The 15132-nt window shown below is 66.8% G+C and carries 12 protein-coding genes and 1 pseudogene; 5 read left to right on the forward strand and 8 right to left on the reverse strand.

The window, feature by feature from the left end; translation table 11 throughout:
* Positions 1-9: 9 nt before the first annotated feature.
* Positions 10-1497, reverse strand: coding sequence for a sigma-54 interaction domain-containing protein (locus WI26_RS26165; protein ID WP_069227672.1), 1488 nt, complete (start codon positions 1495-1497; stop codon positions 10-12).
* 326 nt (positions 1498-1823) lie between these two features.
* On the opposite strand from WI26_RS26165, the gene WI26_RS26170 reads away from it, so the two are divergent.
* Entirely contained in the window at positions 1824-3227 is a 1404-nt protein-coding gene (locus tag WI26_RS26170) for a GntP family permease (RefSeq protein ID WP_059467301.1), read from the forward strand.
* A 430-nt stretch (positions 3228-3657) separates the two neighbouring features.
* Positions 3658-3909 carry a DUF4148 domain-containing protein gene (locus WI26_RS26175; RefSeq protein ID WP_069227876.1) on the forward strand — a complete coding sequence of 84 codons (252 nt, stop codon included), beginning with the start codon at positions 3658-3660 and terminating at the stop codon, positions 3907-3909.
* A 48-nt stretch (positions 3910-3957) separates the two neighbouring features.
* Here WI26_RS26175 and WI26_RS26180 read toward each other — a convergent pair whose 3' ends face one another.
* Positions 3958-5553 carry a thioredoxin family protein gene (locus WI26_RS26180; protein WP_069227673.1) on the reverse strand — a complete coding sequence of 532 codons (1596 nt, stop codon included), beginning with the start codon at positions 5551-5553 and terminating at the stop codon, positions 3958-3960.
* Between the two features lie 403 nt (positions 5554-5956).
* Between WI26_RS26180 and WI26_RS33145 the strand changes: the two are divergent.
* The 3 genes and pseudogenes from WI26_RS33145 to WI26_RS26195 all read left to right on the forward strand — a co-directional run.
* Positions 5957-6231 (forward strand): annotated as a pseudogene (locus WI26_RS33145) (phospholipase C, phosphocholine-specific); the annotation flags it as partial.
* 228 nt (positions 6232-6459) lie between these two features.
* Positions 6460-6729: a hypothetical protein gene (locus WI26_RS26190; RefSeq protein WP_040138862.1), complete on the forward strand. Its 270-nt coding sequence runs from the start codon at positions 6460-6462 to the stop codon at positions 6727-6729.
* A 163-nt stretch (positions 6730-6892) separates the two neighbouring features.
* Positions 6893-7885 carry a DedA family protein/thiosulfate sulfurtransferase GlpE gene (locus tag WI26_RS26195; RefSeq protein ID WP_059467303.1) on the forward strand — a complete coding sequence of 331 codons (993 nt, stop codon included), beginning with the start codon at positions 6893-6895 and terminating at the stop codon, positions 7883-7885.
* A 77-nt stretch (positions 7886-7962) separates the two neighbouring features.
* Here WI26_RS26195 and WI26_RS26200 read toward each other — a convergent pair whose 3' ends face one another.
* The 6 genes from WI26_RS26200 to WI26_RS26225 form a co-directional block, all read right to left on the reverse strand.
* Positions 7963-9435, reverse strand: a complete 1473-nt coding sequence (locus WI26_RS26200; protein ID WP_059467422.1) for an OprD family porin — start codon at positions 9433-9435, stop codon at positions 7963-7965.
* A 160-nt stretch (positions 9436-9595) separates the two neighbouring features.
* Entirely contained in the window at positions 9596-10624 is a 1029-nt protein-coding gene (locus tag WI26_RS26205) for an ABC transporter ATP-binding protein (RefSeq protein WP_059467304.1), read from the reverse strand.
* A complete protein-coding gene (locus WI26_RS26210) occupies positions 10621-11613 on the reverse strand; it encodes an ABC transporter ATP-binding protein (protein ID WP_060108646.1) in 993 nt (330 codons plus the stop codon). Before WI26_RS26210 ends, WI26_RS26205 begins: the two co-directional genes overlap by 4 nt.
* 1 nt (position 11614) lies before the next feature.
* Positions 11615-12517: an ABC transporter permease gene (locus WI26_RS26215; protein ID WP_069227675.1), complete on the reverse strand. Its 903-nt coding sequence runs from the start codon at positions 12515-12517 to the stop codon at positions 11615-11617.
* 13 nt (positions 12518-12530) lie between these two features.
* Positions 12531-13469: an ABC transporter permease subunit gene (locus WI26_RS26220; RefSeq protein WP_059467307.1), complete on the reverse strand. Its 939-nt coding sequence runs from the start codon at positions 13467-13469 to the stop codon at positions 12531-12533.
* Between the two features lie 11 nt (positions 13470-13480).
* Complete coding sequence (locus tag WI26_RS26225; RefSeq protein ID WP_059467308.1) at positions 13481-15094, reverse strand: peptide ABC transporter substrate-binding protein; 1614 nt, start codon at positions 15092-15094, stop codon at positions 13481-13483.
* Positions 15095-15132: the final 38 nt, after the last annotated feature.

Here is a 15132-nt window from a genome sequence, read left to right on the forward strand (position 1 = left end):
CGTTGCTCGCTACCGATCGATCCCGAGCGCCGTCAGTTTCTTGTACAGCGTCGCCCGGCCGATACCGATGCGTGCGGCCGCTTCCACCACCTTCCCGTCGCAAGCCGCAAGCGCATCGATCAGGAACTGGCGCTCCCACGCGGCCAATGCATCGGCATACGAAACGATCGGCGCACCAGGCGCCCTCGCTGCATTTGCCGCATCCCGGCCGACTGGCGGCGAAGCAGCGCGCGTGCCTGCCGGCACGCCATCCGGCACCACGCGCACCGGCCCGAGGAACGGTGCCAGCGCATCCGCATCGATCACCGAGCGATCCGACAGCATCAGCGCACGCTCAAGCGTGTTGCGCAGCTCGCGTACGTTGCCCGGCCACGGGTAAGCGCACAACATCCGCAGCGCATCGTCGGTCAGTTCGCAGTGCGCGGCCCGACCGTGCTGCGCGGCCAGCTCCTCGAGCGTCGCGTAGACGAGCGCCGCGATGTCGGACGCGCGCTCGCGCAACGGCGGCGCGTGAATCGTCAGTACATTGAGCCGGTAATAGAGATCCGCGCGAAAACGGCCGGCCTCGACCAGCGCAGGCAGGTCGGCCGAGGTCGCGGCGATGATCCGCACGTCGGCGCGCACGATCCGGTTCGAACCGACCGGTTCGAACTCCTTGTCCTGCAATACGCGCAACAGCTTGCCCTGCAGCGGCAGCGGCATGTCGCCGATCTCGTCGAGAAACAGCGTGCCGCGATCGGCCAGCTCGAACTTGCCGACGCGTCCCTTGCGATCGGCTCCGGTATAGGCGCCCGGCGCCGCGCCGAAGAATTCGGTTTCGAGCAGCGTGTCGGGAATCGCGGCCACGTTGACGGTCACGAGCGGCTGGAGCGCGCGCGCCGATGCCGCGTGAATCGCATGCGCGAGGAGTTCCTTGCCGGTGCCCGTCTCGCCGAGCAGCAGCACCGGCGAATCGACCTGCGCGGCGCGGCGCGCCTGCCGCTTGGTTTCGAGGCTTGCGGCGCTCGTACCGATGAAACTCGCGAACGTGTATTTCGCACGGCGTGCCTGCGCGAGCGAACGCTGGGTCGCGATCAGTTGCTGCTGAAGCTGCGCGTAACGGGAAAAGATCGGCGTGAGCGTCTTCAACTGGTCGAACAGCGCGAAGCCGATCGCGCCGACCGTCTCGCCCGTCTCGTTCTTCAGCGGAAGGCGCGTGACGACGAGCGGCTCGCGGCCCGTCTCCATGATGTCGAGCAGAATCGGCTGCCCGGTCGAAACGACCTCGCGCATCAGGCTGTTCGGAATCACCGCCTCGCAATCGAGGCCGACCGCCTGCTGCGGATCGGCGAACCCGAAGCGCGCCGCATAACGCTCGTTCATCCACACGACGCGCGCGTCGCGATCGACGACCACCGTACCCGCACTCGAATCCTCGAAGGTCCGGAACAGCGACTCGGCAGCGCGGCGCAGCACGTCGCCGTAATTGACGGGCAGGCGGACCCAGTCGTTCATCATCGTGTCGTCGTCTCCGCGTATGCTTGGCCGAATGTCTCCGGAACGGGACGCAGTATCTCACTTTGGAGACGCCCCGGAATGCCTTGTCCGGGAAAGCCCTGCCCGATTCAGGAGGCAGTCTTGACGGCCGATTCGTCTCCCGATGGAGACGATTTATGTAGAATCCTCAGACATTGGCCGGCGCGGGCCCGCCGGCCTGCGCCGGACCCATGTCCGGCGGCGCAATCCGGCCGATGGCACGAAACCTGCACGAACCCGAGCCGGTTCGCGGCGCATCCCGCGATCGAACAACAACCAAAGCCATTCCAAGCTACCAGGAGACTCCCTTGTCTTTCGTGATCGTCCTCGCCGCGCTGGCGTTCCTGATGTTCGCCGCGTATCGCGGCTACAGCGTGATCCTGTTCGCGCCGATCGCCGCGCTCGGCGCGGTCCTGCTGATCGAACCCGCCGCCGTCGCACCGGTCTTCTCCGGCATCTTCATGGAGAAGATGGTCGGCTTCGTCAAACTTTATTTCCCGGTCTTCATGCTCGGCGCCGTGTTCGGCAAGGTGATCGAACTGTCCGGGTTCTCCGAGTCGATCGTCCATGCCGCGATCCGCTACATCGGCCGCTCGCGTGCGAATGCGGTGATCGTCGCGGTGTGCGCACTGCTCACCTATGGCGGCGTGTCGTTGTTCGTCGTGGTGTTCGCTGTGTATCCGTTCGCGGCCGAACTCTATCGCCAGAGCAATATTCCGAAGCGGCTGATGCCAGGCGCGATCGCGCTCGGCGCGTTCTCGTTCACGATGGATTCGCTGCCCGGCACGCCGCAGATCCAGAACATCATCCCGACCACATTCTTCAAGACGACTGCGTGGGCCGCACCCGCGCTCGGCACGATCGGCTCGCTGTTCATCATCGTCGTCGGCCTCTCGTATCTGGAATGGCGCCGCCGTTCGGCGATGGCGAAGGGCGAAGGCTACGGCACGTCGCTCGTCAACGAGCCGGAGCGCGTCGAAGCGGCGGCACTGCCACATCCGGCGCTGGCGATCCTGCCGCTGATCCTCGTCGGCGCGTCGAACTTCACGTTCACGAAACTGATCCCGCAGTGGTATGGCGCCGCGTCGTACACGGTCGCGCCGGACGTGCTGCCTGGCGTACATGCGCCGGTCACGACGTCGATCAAGACCGTCGTCGCGATCTGGTCGGTCGAGGCCGCGCTGCTGCTCGGCATCGTGCTGGTCGTCCTGACCGCGTTCAAGCGCGTCAGCGACCGCTTCGCGGCCGGTTCGAAGGCCGCCGTCGGCGGCGCGCTGCTCGCCGCGATGAACACGGCGTCGGAATACGGTTTCGGCGGCGTGATCGCTGCGCTGCCGGGCTTCCTCGTCGTCAGCGACGCGCTGAAGAGCATTCCGAACCCGCTCGTGAACGCGGCTGTGTCGGTCAGCTCGCTCGCCGGCATCACCGGTTCGGCGTCGGGCGGCATGAGCATCGCACTCGCCGCGATGTCGGATCTGTTCATCAAGGGTGCGCAGGCAGCCAACATTCCGATGGACGTGCTGCACCGGGTCGTCGCGATGGCCAGCGGCGGCATGGACACGCTGCCGCACAACGGCGCGGTCATCACGCTGCTCGCGGTCACGGGCCTCACGCACCGCGAATCGTATCGCGACATCTTCGCGGTCACCGTGATCAAGACGCTCGCGGTGTTCTTCGTGATCGCCGTGTACTACGCGACGGGCCTCGTGTAAGCCTCCGCATCGGGCGGCGTTTCGAACGCCGCCGCACCTCGGCCGGCTGCATCGACGCAGCCGGCGCCCTTCCTCTGCACGCCAAGGCTGGGCAACCGGCCCGGCATCGCCGAAGCGGGCAACGTGGCGCAATGCAGGCCGCGACGCGCCGCACATTCCCGATACCTCCTCGTGCAAGCCACGGCAGATCGGCGGGATTCGCATCCGCCGGTTCGTCCCCCAGCCGACCAGAGCCGCTCGACGCTACATCGCCGAGCGGTCCGCCGCCCGGCACCGTCCGCACCCGCCACTCATTGTTACCGGCAGCAGAACACTGCGTTGGGCGCGATCGCATTTTTCCCGTGCGTGGCCAGGCCTACACTGCTTTCAACCGCCGCCGCTTCGTCGAACGAAGGCCGGCCGACCAGTCGAAAACGTGGAGGTCACGATCATGAAGCGCCTGATTCACGCAGTTGCCGTTGCCCTGGCCATATCCGCCCCGTTCGCCGCGCAAGCGCAGTCGAATCCGCCGCTCACGCGCGCGCAGGTCCACGCCGAAGTGAAAGCGCTCAAGCAGGCCGGCTTCCAGCCGAGCGACTGGTTCTACCCGGCCAGCATCGTCTCCGCCGAAGCGAAGATTGCTCAGCAGGAGCGTGCCGGGTATGGCAGCGACCGCGGTGCGTCCTCGGAGTCGAGCCACTGATCGCCATCACGACGCAGCCGCTCCATCCGGCCGCTCCCCCACAAGCCATCACGTCTTCATCGGCTCAATCAGTTTCGCGCATGCCGCTGCCTGCGGATCGCCCGCAGGCAACTTCGCGCACACCCCGTCGAACTGCTTCACGACCGATCTGACCGACCCGTCGTGCGCACCGTGGTCGCGCCAGCGATTCAGCTGCGTGACGACCTTGGTCAGCGCCCGCAGGTTCGCCCCGTAAAACGCATCCCTGGTGTTGCCGGCCTGCGCGAGCACGCTCGCGGCGATCGCCTCGATCCGCGCCGAATCGTCCGGCGCCAGCGCGACCGCATTCGCGAAATAGGTCGCGCCCCAGCGCAGCTTCGTCGCCGGCCCGCTCGCCGCGTCGTACGCTCTCCGGTACCAGTCGAGCGCCGCGGCCTTGTCGCCGCGCGCCTTCGCATTCGCGGCCAGTCCCGACATGAAGTAGTACGGCGTCGCCGAACGGGGCAACTCGGCCTTCAGCAAAACGTCGGATTCATCGTACAGCCCGGCGTCGGTCAGCGTGTCCGCCGCCTCGCTGACGAGCGCCTGCCGTTCGTACGCGTTCGCGGCGCCCCGCATCGATGCTGTGATCTGCTTGCGTGCGGTATCGACCAGCGCCGGCGCGGCGAGCGGCGCACCGTCGTGCGCGTCGCCACGTGCGAGCAGCACGCGGCCGTGCAGCGCCATCAGACGATCGATCGACGACAGCGTCGTATCGGTCGTCAAGCGCGCGAGCGCCGTATCGTACGCGCCCCGCAGCTTCGTGCGCTGCGCGGTGTCGCCGCCGAGGTAGGCGACCACTCGCGCGGGCGCCGCGACGAGCACGTCCGAATCGGCACGCGCCAGCGCCGGGTCGCGCAGCACCGCGCGCAGCGCGTCGCCGAGCGCCGCCTTGTCGAGCGCGCCGGCCTGTGCGGGATCGTCCGATGCCGCCACCACCGCCGACTTCAGCGCGAATCGCGCGGCGTCCGCCTTCGCACCAGCCGCACGCGCACGTTGCGACAGCGTCTGCAATGTCACCGCGACACGATCGGGCGGCACCGGCAGCGCGCCGTCGGTGTCCCACGAATAGTCGGCCAGCAGATGCCATTCGGCCGGTGTCAATGCCGCGCCGTTGTTCAGCGCCGTCGCGAGCGTCTGCCGCACCGGATGCGCGGCCGTCATCCCGAGCGACAGTGCCTGCATGTAGCGGTCGAGATCGGCCTCGCCCGGCAGCCGCGTCACTTCGGTGCCGTCCGGGCGGAACAGGATCATCGTCGGATAGCCGTGTACCTTGAAGCGCTCGCCGAGCTTCTGCGCGCTTTCGGTATCGCCGTCGAGATAAACGGGCACGAAGAACGACGAGCGGGTCTTGAATGCCTGCTGGCTGAAGATCGTCGACTTCACCTGGTTGCACGACGGGCACCACACGGCCCCCCAGTACAGCAGCAGTGGCTTGCCGGTGCGCTTCGCGAGCGCGAACGCGGCGTCGACGTCGCCCTGTTGCCACGAGATGCCGGGCGGCAGATGTGCGCCGTCGCCCGACGGGCTGGATACGGCGACACCCTGCGGCGCGGCGGTGGCGAATGCCGCACCCGCGGCGGCGAACAGGCAGGCGACAGTCACGTTACGGAGAACGGTTTTCATCGAGACGGGTTCCGTTGAAAGAGACAGTTGCGGGAAGCGGCGTCGCACGACGGTCGGGCCCATGCATACGAAGCGGCGAAACGAAAACACGACGAAGCGACGAAAGAGCGAAGTCCATCGCCGGAATCGGCCGCTTTCGTGCGCGTCCCGCAGGCATCGGCGCGGAAAGTCGCGACCAGCCGCTGCATGTGCACATCGCGCAGCCGTGCCGACCACGACGACCGGCAAATCGCTCGACGATACGATTCGCCCAGCCGGTTGAAAACGAACGAATTCTCGAATGGATATGACGCGCGATTCGACGACAGCCCCCGTCATGCTGCCGGATCCGATGCACGAATGCAGGGGCGTCGACAATACGCGCCCATTCCGCGCCCGAAGCTGCGACATGGCACCTCGAACGCTGCACTTCACGTTGAAGTCGAACCCGGTGTACGGCCCACTGTCCGGCCGCGGCGCACACGACGATCGCGGGCACGGCAACGACACGGGCACGACGTAATCCGTCAGGGCGCGCGCCGACCAGGCGTTGCATTGGAAGCTCGACTCGACCGGCCGCTGGTACGATTTTGTCGCCACCGCCGACAGCGATGCGAGCTTCTCGCGCCCCGTGGCCGGCCGCGTCGAAACGGGTCGCCATCGATCAGCGACCCGGCGATCGGGCTCGCCGACCGCTTCCGACGACACCTGGGCCCGCCCGGCGCCAGCACCGGGCGCGACGCGGTCCTATCCGGCTGAAACGCCCGCCCGGCGCGGCTCAAACATCAGAAGGATAGGTGGTGCAGCCCTCATTTCGCGCCCACGAAAATGCTCCGTGTTGCGGCCCGTTCGCGTTAAACTTCGTCAAGCTGCATTCAACAACGACATCTTCGCCAATCTGGCACACACGACACGAGGATAGGTTCGATGCGCACTACCGGCTCATCCGGGGCAATGACCCTGCTCACCGAACACGACCCGGCCGACGGCCGCGAACTGCGCTCGCTCAGGCTCGAATCGACCGGCGACGGCAAGAGCGTGCTGCTGATCGAGATCGACGAACGCAAGCCCGGCATTCACCGCGAGGTCCGCTACGAGATCACGCCGGCCGAACTGATCGCGGCGATCCGCTCGCACGGCGCCGAGCTGCCCGGCGAAAACCACGGCGCGGCCTCGCTCGCCCGCACCCCTTCCTGATGTCGAACGGTGAGCCACGCGCAACGCACTGGCTCACCGATCTGTCCGCATGTCCCTGCCGCCGTCAGGCGCTTTCCGTCATTCCCCTCCGCACGGTTGAAAATGGCCGATAATCGGCCCATCTGTGAGTCTTCCTCACGCGCTTCCTTTTCGGCCAGCCGTCATGCTCCGTGACCTCGTCGCCCAATACGGGCCGCTCCTCGTCTTCGCCAATGTGCTGGCGGCGGCCATCGGCCTGCCCGTGCCGGCGATGCCGACGCTCGTGCTGTTCGGCGCGATGGCCGCGATGCATCCGGCGATGATCGGCTCGCAGCTATTGACGGTGCTGGCGCTGTCAGTCCTCGGCGCGCTGATCGGCGACACCGTGTGGTACGTCGCCGGCCGGCGCTACGGCGGCACGACGCTGAAGACGATCTGCCGGCTGTCGCTGTCGCGCGATACCTGCGTGAAGAAAACCGAACGCTTCTTCGGCCGCTACGGCGTGCGCGTGCTCGCGGTCGCCCGCTTCATTCCGGGGCTTTCGCTCGTGTCGGTGCCAATGGCCGGCGCGCTCGGCACGCGCTATCGCACGTTCGCCGGCTACGACGCGCTGGGCGCCGCGTTGTGGACGACCGTCGGCCTCGTCGCCGGACTCGTGTTCTATCGGCAGATCGACTGGCTGTTCGCCGGCGCGAGCCGGCTCGGCCGCGCGGTGCTGCTGGTGATCGTCGCGCTGCTGGCAGTCTATGCGGCCGTGCGCTGGATGCGCCGCCGCGCGCTGATCCGCCAGCTCGCGAGCGCGCGGATCGGCGTCGACGAACTCGACCTGCTGCTGCGCGATCCGGCCGCACCGGTGGTGCTCGACGTGCGTTCGCCCGAGCACCGCAGGCTCGACCCGTTCACGATTCCCGGCGCGCAGTTCGCGGACGAGCGGCACATCGAGGACATCGTCGCGCGCTACCCGTTCTCGCAGAAGTTCGTCGTGTATTGCTCGTGCCCGAACGAGGTGACGGCCGCGCTGATGGCCAAGCGCCTGCTCGACGCGGGCTTCACCGATGCGCTGCCGCTGCGCGGCGGCCTCGACGCCTGGCGCGACACGGGCCGTCAGCTCACGTCGCTGGTGGAAGACATCCCCGCCGCGAACGATCCGGTGGCGGGGTTGCACAAGCCGGCCTGATCGAACCGGCCGCAGCCGGCTTGTGCAAGACGAGAAATGCTAAAGGGGGCGTTGCGCCCCCCTTCGATCAGAACGGATCAGAACGCGTGCAGCGGCACGTTCACGACCAGGCGATATTCCTTGTTGGTCGCGTCCGAGTAGTGTGCGGAACCGTTGTGCCACATCGCAATGAACGTGACCTTCGTGTCCTTCAGCTTGCCGCTCTGGAACGTGTACGACGGAATGAAGCCGAACTCGTGGTGACGGCCCTGCACCGGTGCGCCGTTGCTCCAGTAGATGCTCGACTTGCTCGGATCCGCCGCCGCGCCCGCGCTCGCATCCGCGCCCCAGCCCGTCACACCCCACACCATCGCCTTGAAGCCCGGCAGGCCCGCTTCCTTGCCGTAGAACGTGTAACGCAACTGCAGCGACTTTTCGTGCGGCGCGTTGTAGTCGACGTCCATCGAGTTGGTCAGGAAGATGCCGTTGGTTTCATTGAGGTAGTCGAAGAACTGGTCGCCGAGCACTTGCTGATAACCGAGCAGCAGTTCGTGCGGGCCGTGTTGCGCGGCGAGCGACAGGCTGTACGCGTTGTTGTTGATCTTGCCCTGCAGCGCGTCGCCGGTGTCGTGCGTCGAATAAACGTTACCGAAGCCCGTCCACTTGATCGACTTCGTATCGCCGATGCTGTGCTTCACCGACGCGTAGTACTGGTGCCACACGTCGTCGGCCTGGTTCGCGTACAGCGCGACCTCGCCGTTCGGCGAGTAGTCCCACGTGCCGCCGACGTAGGTCAGGCGATTGATGCGCGTGCCGCCGTACTGCGTCGTGAGGTTGGTGAGCGTCGTGTGACCGCGTGCATCGGTCTTCGTGAAGCTGCCGGCCTCGAGCATCACGTTCTTGAATTCGTTGCTGACGATCGTCGCGCCGAGGAACGTCGGCGGCAGCGCGCGGTTGTCGTGCTGCTCCATGAACGGGTTGTCGACGGCCTGCAGACCGTACTTGACCACCGTGTTCGAGATGCGCGCCTTCACGTCGTAGATGCCCGGATAGGCCCACGCGAGCTGGTTCGAACCGCCGCCGCCCTTCGCGATGTGCACCATGCTGCCGGCGCCGGCGCCGCCGTCGAGCTTCAGCGCCGCATACAGCGACGCGTCGAAGCCGATGCCGATCAGGCCGGTCGTGTAGCCCGACTCGAAGTTCGCCATCGCGCCCTGGACCCACGCGTGACGATGCGGCCCGCCCTTGTTGTCGAGCGTGTCCGAATAGTTGCGGAACAGGAAGTTCAGGTGGCTGTCGGCAATGAAGCCGTTCGACTTCGACTGCGCCGACGGCTCGTCGGGCGGCGTAACGGCCTGGTTCGCCTCGGCGTTGATGATGGCGTTCGGGGTCGTTGCCTGCGCAACCGACGCGCTTGCGCCGGCGGACGGCGCGGCCTGCGCGACCGTCAGCGGCGCGGGGGCCGCGTCGTCGGCGTGCGCGACGCCGCTCATCGATACGCCGGCAAGCGCAGGCAAGCCCCATGCAAGCAGCATCTTCGATGCCGTCCCGATCGTCTTTTGCTTTTTCATCGTCATTCTCGTCTTGTGTTGATGTCGTCCACGCCGGTTGCGATCCGCTTCCAGCCCCCCGGCGAGCCCGGTTAAGGACGCGCCTTTACCCGCGACGCGAAGATCATTCGCGCCGCACCCTACCCCTGTTGACCAGCCTGGTTATGTTTGCTGCGTCACTTCACGCCGCCACGCCCGCCCGGATGCACGCGACACGCGCCGCCGAGCCGTGCCGCACTTCCGGCAGCGGCACGTCCTGCGCACACGCGTCGATCGCGACCGGGCAGCGCGTGCGAAACGCGCAGCCGGACGGCGGGTTGAGCGGCGACGGCATCTCGCCCGCCAGCAGCATCGGACGGCGAGCACGCTCGCGCGCCGGCTCCGGCGTCGGCGCCGCATCGAGCAGCGCCTTCGTGTACGGGTGCTGCGGCACCCCGTACACGTCATGCCGCGTGCCGAACTCCATCACGCGGCCGAGATACATCACGAGCACGCGCTGACTGATGGCCTTCACCACCGCCAGGTCGTGCGCGACGAACAGATAGGACAACGACAGTTCGCGTTGCAGATCGCGCAGCAGGTTCACGATCTGCGCCTGGATCGACACATCGAGTGCCGATACGGGCTCGTCGCAGATCACGAGCTTCGGCTCGCTGATCAGCGCGCGCGCGATGCCGACACGCTGGCACTGTCCGCCTGAAAATTCGTGTGGATAGCGCAGCAGGTGATGCGCGTTCAGGCCGACACGCTCGAGCATCGTGACCACGCGGCGTCGCACTTCGGCGCGGCCAAGGCCGGCGTGGTGCGTGACGAGCGGCTCCGCGACGATCTGCTCGATCGTCATGCGCGGATCGAGCGACGCGAGCGGATCCTGGAAGATCATCTGCACTTCGCGGCGCATCGCGGTGCCGCGCAGATGGTCGGGCGCGACGGCTTCGCCGCGCCAGCGCACCGTGCCTGCCGTCATCGGCACGAGGCCGATCAGCGCGCGAGCGAGCGTCGACTTCCCGCAGCCCGACTCGCCGACGAGCCCGACCGTCTCGCCGCGCTTCACGTCGAACGACACACCGTCGACCGCGCGCAGCGTGCCCTTCGGCGACCACGGATAGCCGCCGAGCGGCACGCGGAAATGCACCTTCAGATCCTCGACGGACAGCAGCGTATCGTTCGCACCCGTCGCGCCGGCATTGCGGCGTTCATCGACGCTCATCGCAGACCTCCCGTCAAATCGGCCAGCGGCCGGTGGCACGCGCGCACCGCACCCGCCGCGCCATAGGTTTCGAGCGCGGGGCGCGCGGCACCGCAGCGCTCCTGCGCATACGTGCAGCGTTTTGCGAATGCGCAGCCGGCCGGCGCGGTGCCGGGCATCGGTGGATTGCCGGGAATCGCGACGAGCGGCGCATCGTCGGCATCCGTCAGGCGCGGCAGCGCGTTGAGCAGACCGATCGTGTACGGATGCGACGGCGCCGCGAAGATGGATTCGGCCGGCGCATATTCCACGGTGCGTCCCGCGTACATGACCATCACGTCGTCCGCGAGGCCGGCGACCACGCCCATGTCGTGCGTGATCAGCACGATCGCGGTGCCGCGCTCGCGGTTCAGCTCGCGCAGCAGGTCGATGATCTGCGCCTGCACGGTCACGTCGAGCGCGGTGGTCGGTTCGTCGGCGATCAGGATTTCGGGCTCGGACAGCAGCGCCATCGCGATCATCACGCGCTGGCGCATGCCGCCGGAGAATTCGTGCGGATACATGCGAATGCGGCGCGCGGCATCCGGAATGCGCACCGACTCGAGCGCCTCGATCGCGCGCTTCGTCGCCTCCTTGCGCGACAGCTTGCGATGCAGTTGCAGCGTCTCGGTCATCTGCCGCTCGATCGTCAGGAACGGATTGAGCGACGTCATCGGATCCTGGAAGATCATCGCGATCCGGTCGCCGCGCACCGCGTTCAATGCGCGCGTATCCATCTCGAGCAGGTTGTCGCCGCGATAGCGCGCGGCACCCGTCGTCGTGCCGTTGCCGGCCAGCAGGCCGAGCAGCGCCATCACGGTCTGGCTCTTGCCCGAGCCCGATTCGCCGACGATGCCGAGCGTCTTGCCGGCTTCGAGCGAGAACGACACGCCGCTCACGGCGTCGATCGGCGGCGCGTCCTTGCGCGAGAAACGCACGCCGAGGTTTTCCACTTCCAGCAATGCAGCCATTTCAGCGATCCTTCGGGTCGAGCGCGTCACGCAGGCCGTCGCCAACGAAGTTCACGCAATAGAGCGTCACGCACAGCATGACGGCCGGCGCCAGCAGCAGCCACGGCATCGATTCCAGTTTCTGCGCGCCGTCCTGGATCAGCACGCCCCAGCTCGTCATCGGTTCCTGCACGCCGAGGCCGAGGAACGACAGCACCGATTCGGTCAACACGATGTTCGGCACCGACACGGTTGCGTACACAACGACTACGCCGAGCAGGTTCGGCACGATGTGGCGCACCACGATCGACGTCGGCGACACGCCGATCGCGCGCGCCGCATCGACGAACTCGCGATTGCGCAGCGACAGCGTCTGACCGCGCACGACACGCGCCATGTCGATCCACGAGAACGCGCTGATCGTCAGCACGACCAGCACGAACGAGCGGCCGAACAGGGTCATCATCAGGATCGCGATCAGCAGGTACGGGATCGCGTACATCATGTCGACGACGCGCATCATCGCGGAGTCGACGCGGCCGCCCGCGAAGCCGGCGGTCGCGCCCCATGCGACGCCGAACAGTCCGGACACCAGCGTGCCGAGCAGGCCGACCTCGATCGACACGCGGCCGCCGATCAGCGTGCGCACGAGCAGGTCGCGGCCGAGTTCGTCGGTGCCGAACCAGTGCTGGTTCGCGAGCGTCGGCGGCAGGCTGATCGCGGCCCAGTCGCTCGCGGCGGGATCGGCCGCGAGCACCCACGGGCCGACGAAACACGCGAGGGTGATGAGCGCGAGCAGCACGAGGCTGAACACGGCCGCGCGATTGTGAAGGAAGCGCGCGAACGCGAGCGCGAGCGGCGAGCGCGAACGCGGCGGCGAGTCGGTCTGCACGGGCAGACTGACGACGGGAGTAGTCGGAGTCATCGCAGTGCCTCGCTCAATAACGGATGCGCGGATCGAGCCACGCGTACGCGAGGTCGACCAGCAGGTTGAACAGCACCGCACAAACGGTCGTCAGCACGACGAGGCCGAGCACCAGCGTGTAATCGCGGTTGATCGCGCCGTTCACGACGAGCTGCCCGAGCCCCGGCAGCGCGAACACCGATTCGGTGACGACCGCCGCCGTGATCGACGTGATGCAGACCGTGCCGAACAGGGACACGACCGGCATCAGCGCGGGCTTGAGCGCATGACGCAGCACGATCGTCGAGCCCGGCAAACCCTTGGCCCGCGCGGTGCGGATGTAGTTGCTCGACAGCGTCTCGATCATCGAGCCGCGCATCACGCGTGCGAGCAGCGACACGTTGATGAAGGTCAGCAGCACGATCGGCAGCAGCCGGTACTGCCAGCCGCCGTCGCCCCAGCCGCCGGCCGGCAGCCAGCCGTTGCCGGCCGACGTCTTGAGCAGGATCGCGAAAATCCACACGAGTACCGGGCCGAGCACGAACGGCGGCACGACGTTGCCGAAGTTGCCGATCAGCATCACGAAGCGATCGATCACGCTGTCGCGGCGCACGGCTGCGACGGTGCCGAGCAGCACGCCGAACACGATCGAGATCGGGATCGACACACCGCCCACGCCGAGACTCACGGGCAGCGCCTTCTTCACGAGATCGTTCACCGACCAGTCGACGTAACGGAACGACGGGCCGAGATCGCCTTGCAGCAGCGAACCGAGATACATCAGGTACTGCTTCCACAGCGGCTCGTCGAGGTGGTACTTCGCGTTCAGGTTCGCGAGCGTCGCCGCGGACAGCTGCTTCTCCGTATCGAACGGACCGCCGGGCGTGAAGTGCAGCAGCAGGTAGCAGACGGTGATGACGGCGAGAATCGTCGGCACCGCCCACAACGTGCGTCTCAGTGCGTAGGCCAGCATGATCGCTCCGCTCAGTGCTTGATCAGGTACATGTCCTGCGAAGCACGCATGTCGATCACGTTCTTCAGCGAGTAGCCGCCCACGTAGGGCTTCACGAGACGGTCGGCCGAATACTGGAACAGCGGCACCATCGGCGTGTCGTTCATCGCCATGTCGTGCGCCTGCGTGAGCAGCGCGGCGCGCGCCTTGTCGTCGAGCTTCTGGTTGCCGTCGTCGACGAACGTGTCGACCTGCTTGTTGCAGTAGCCGACGGTGTTCTGCGAGCTGCCGCAGCGGATCAGGTCGAAGAAGGTCATCGCGTCGTTGTAGTCGGCGAACCAGCCGTCGCGCGCGATCTGCACCTTGCCGTCATGCCGCTCCTTCATCAGCACCTTGAACTCGACGTTCTCGAGCTTCGTGTTGATGCCGAGCTTCGTGCGCCATTCCGATGCGGTGAACAGCGCGACCTTCTTGTGCAGGTCGTTGGTGTTGTACGTGAGCGTGAACGACAGCGGCTTCGCGTCCGAATAGCCGGCCTGCTTCAGCAGGTCCTTCGCGGTCGAGATGCGCTTGGCCATCGGCCACGACGCCCATTCCGGCGTGAACGGCTGCACGCCCTTCGTGCCGTTCGGCATCAGGCCGTACATCGGCTTCTCGCCGGCCTGCGTGAGCTTCGACGTCAGCACGTCGCGATCGATCACCATCGACAGCGCCTGGCGCACGCGCTTGTCCTTGAGCGCCGCGTCGTTGTTGTTCAGGTAGTAGTAGTAGGTCGCGAGCTGCAGGCCCGGGCGCAGTTCGCCGCCGAACTGCTTGCTGACCTGCTGGAAGATGCCCGACGGGATCGAGTAGCTGTAGTCGATCTGGCCCGCCTGATACATGCGCATCGCCGTTTCGTCGCTTTCGATCGGCAGGTACGTGACCTTGTTGATCACGACCTTCGGCGCGTTCCAGTACTTCGCGTCCTTCGAGATCACGATGCGGTTGTTCGGCTGCCAGTCGACGAGCTGGTACGCGCCGTTGCTGACGATGTTGCCCGGGCGCGTCCATGCGTCGCCGAACTTCGCGACCACGTCCTTGTTCACCGGTGCGAGCGGGGCCATCGCGGTCAGCTCGGGGAAGAACGCGACCGGCACGTCGGTCGTCACTTCCAGCGTGTACGGGTCGACCGCGCGCACGCCGAGCGTCGTCGGCGCGGCCTTGCCGGCGATGATGTCCTTCGAGTTCTTGATGAATTCGACGAGGATCGTGTACTTCGAGCCCGTCTTCGGATCGGCGACGCGCTGCCACGAATACACGAAATCGGCGGCCGTCACCGGCTGGCCGTTGCTCCACTTCGCGTCATGGCGGAGCTTGAAGATCCACGTCTGCGGCGTCTTGCGTTCCCACGAGAGCGCAACGCCCGGCACGACCTGGCCGGCGGCATCGATGCGGGCGAGCCCTTCGAACAGGTCGAGGCCGATCGTATTGCCGGTCCACGATTCGATGTGCGCCGGATCGAGCGACTCGACTTCGGCTGGCACCTGGCGCGTCAGGTCCTGTTGGGGAGCGAGCGCGACGTTCGACGGAACGGTCACGGCGTGAGCGGCGGGCGTCGTCAGGGCGAGCGCGGCCAGCACGGCCGACATGGCATGCAAGGATTTCATCGTGGCGGTCTTGAGAAGGTTGTTCGGTGAGCGATGCG

Origin of the sequence: Burkholderia diffusa (assembly GCF_001718315.1) — a bacterium.
In the GTDB taxonomy this organism is placed as follows: Bacteria; Pseudomonadota; Gammaproteobacteria; order Burkholderiales; family Burkholderiaceae; genus Burkholderia; species Burkholderia diffusa_B.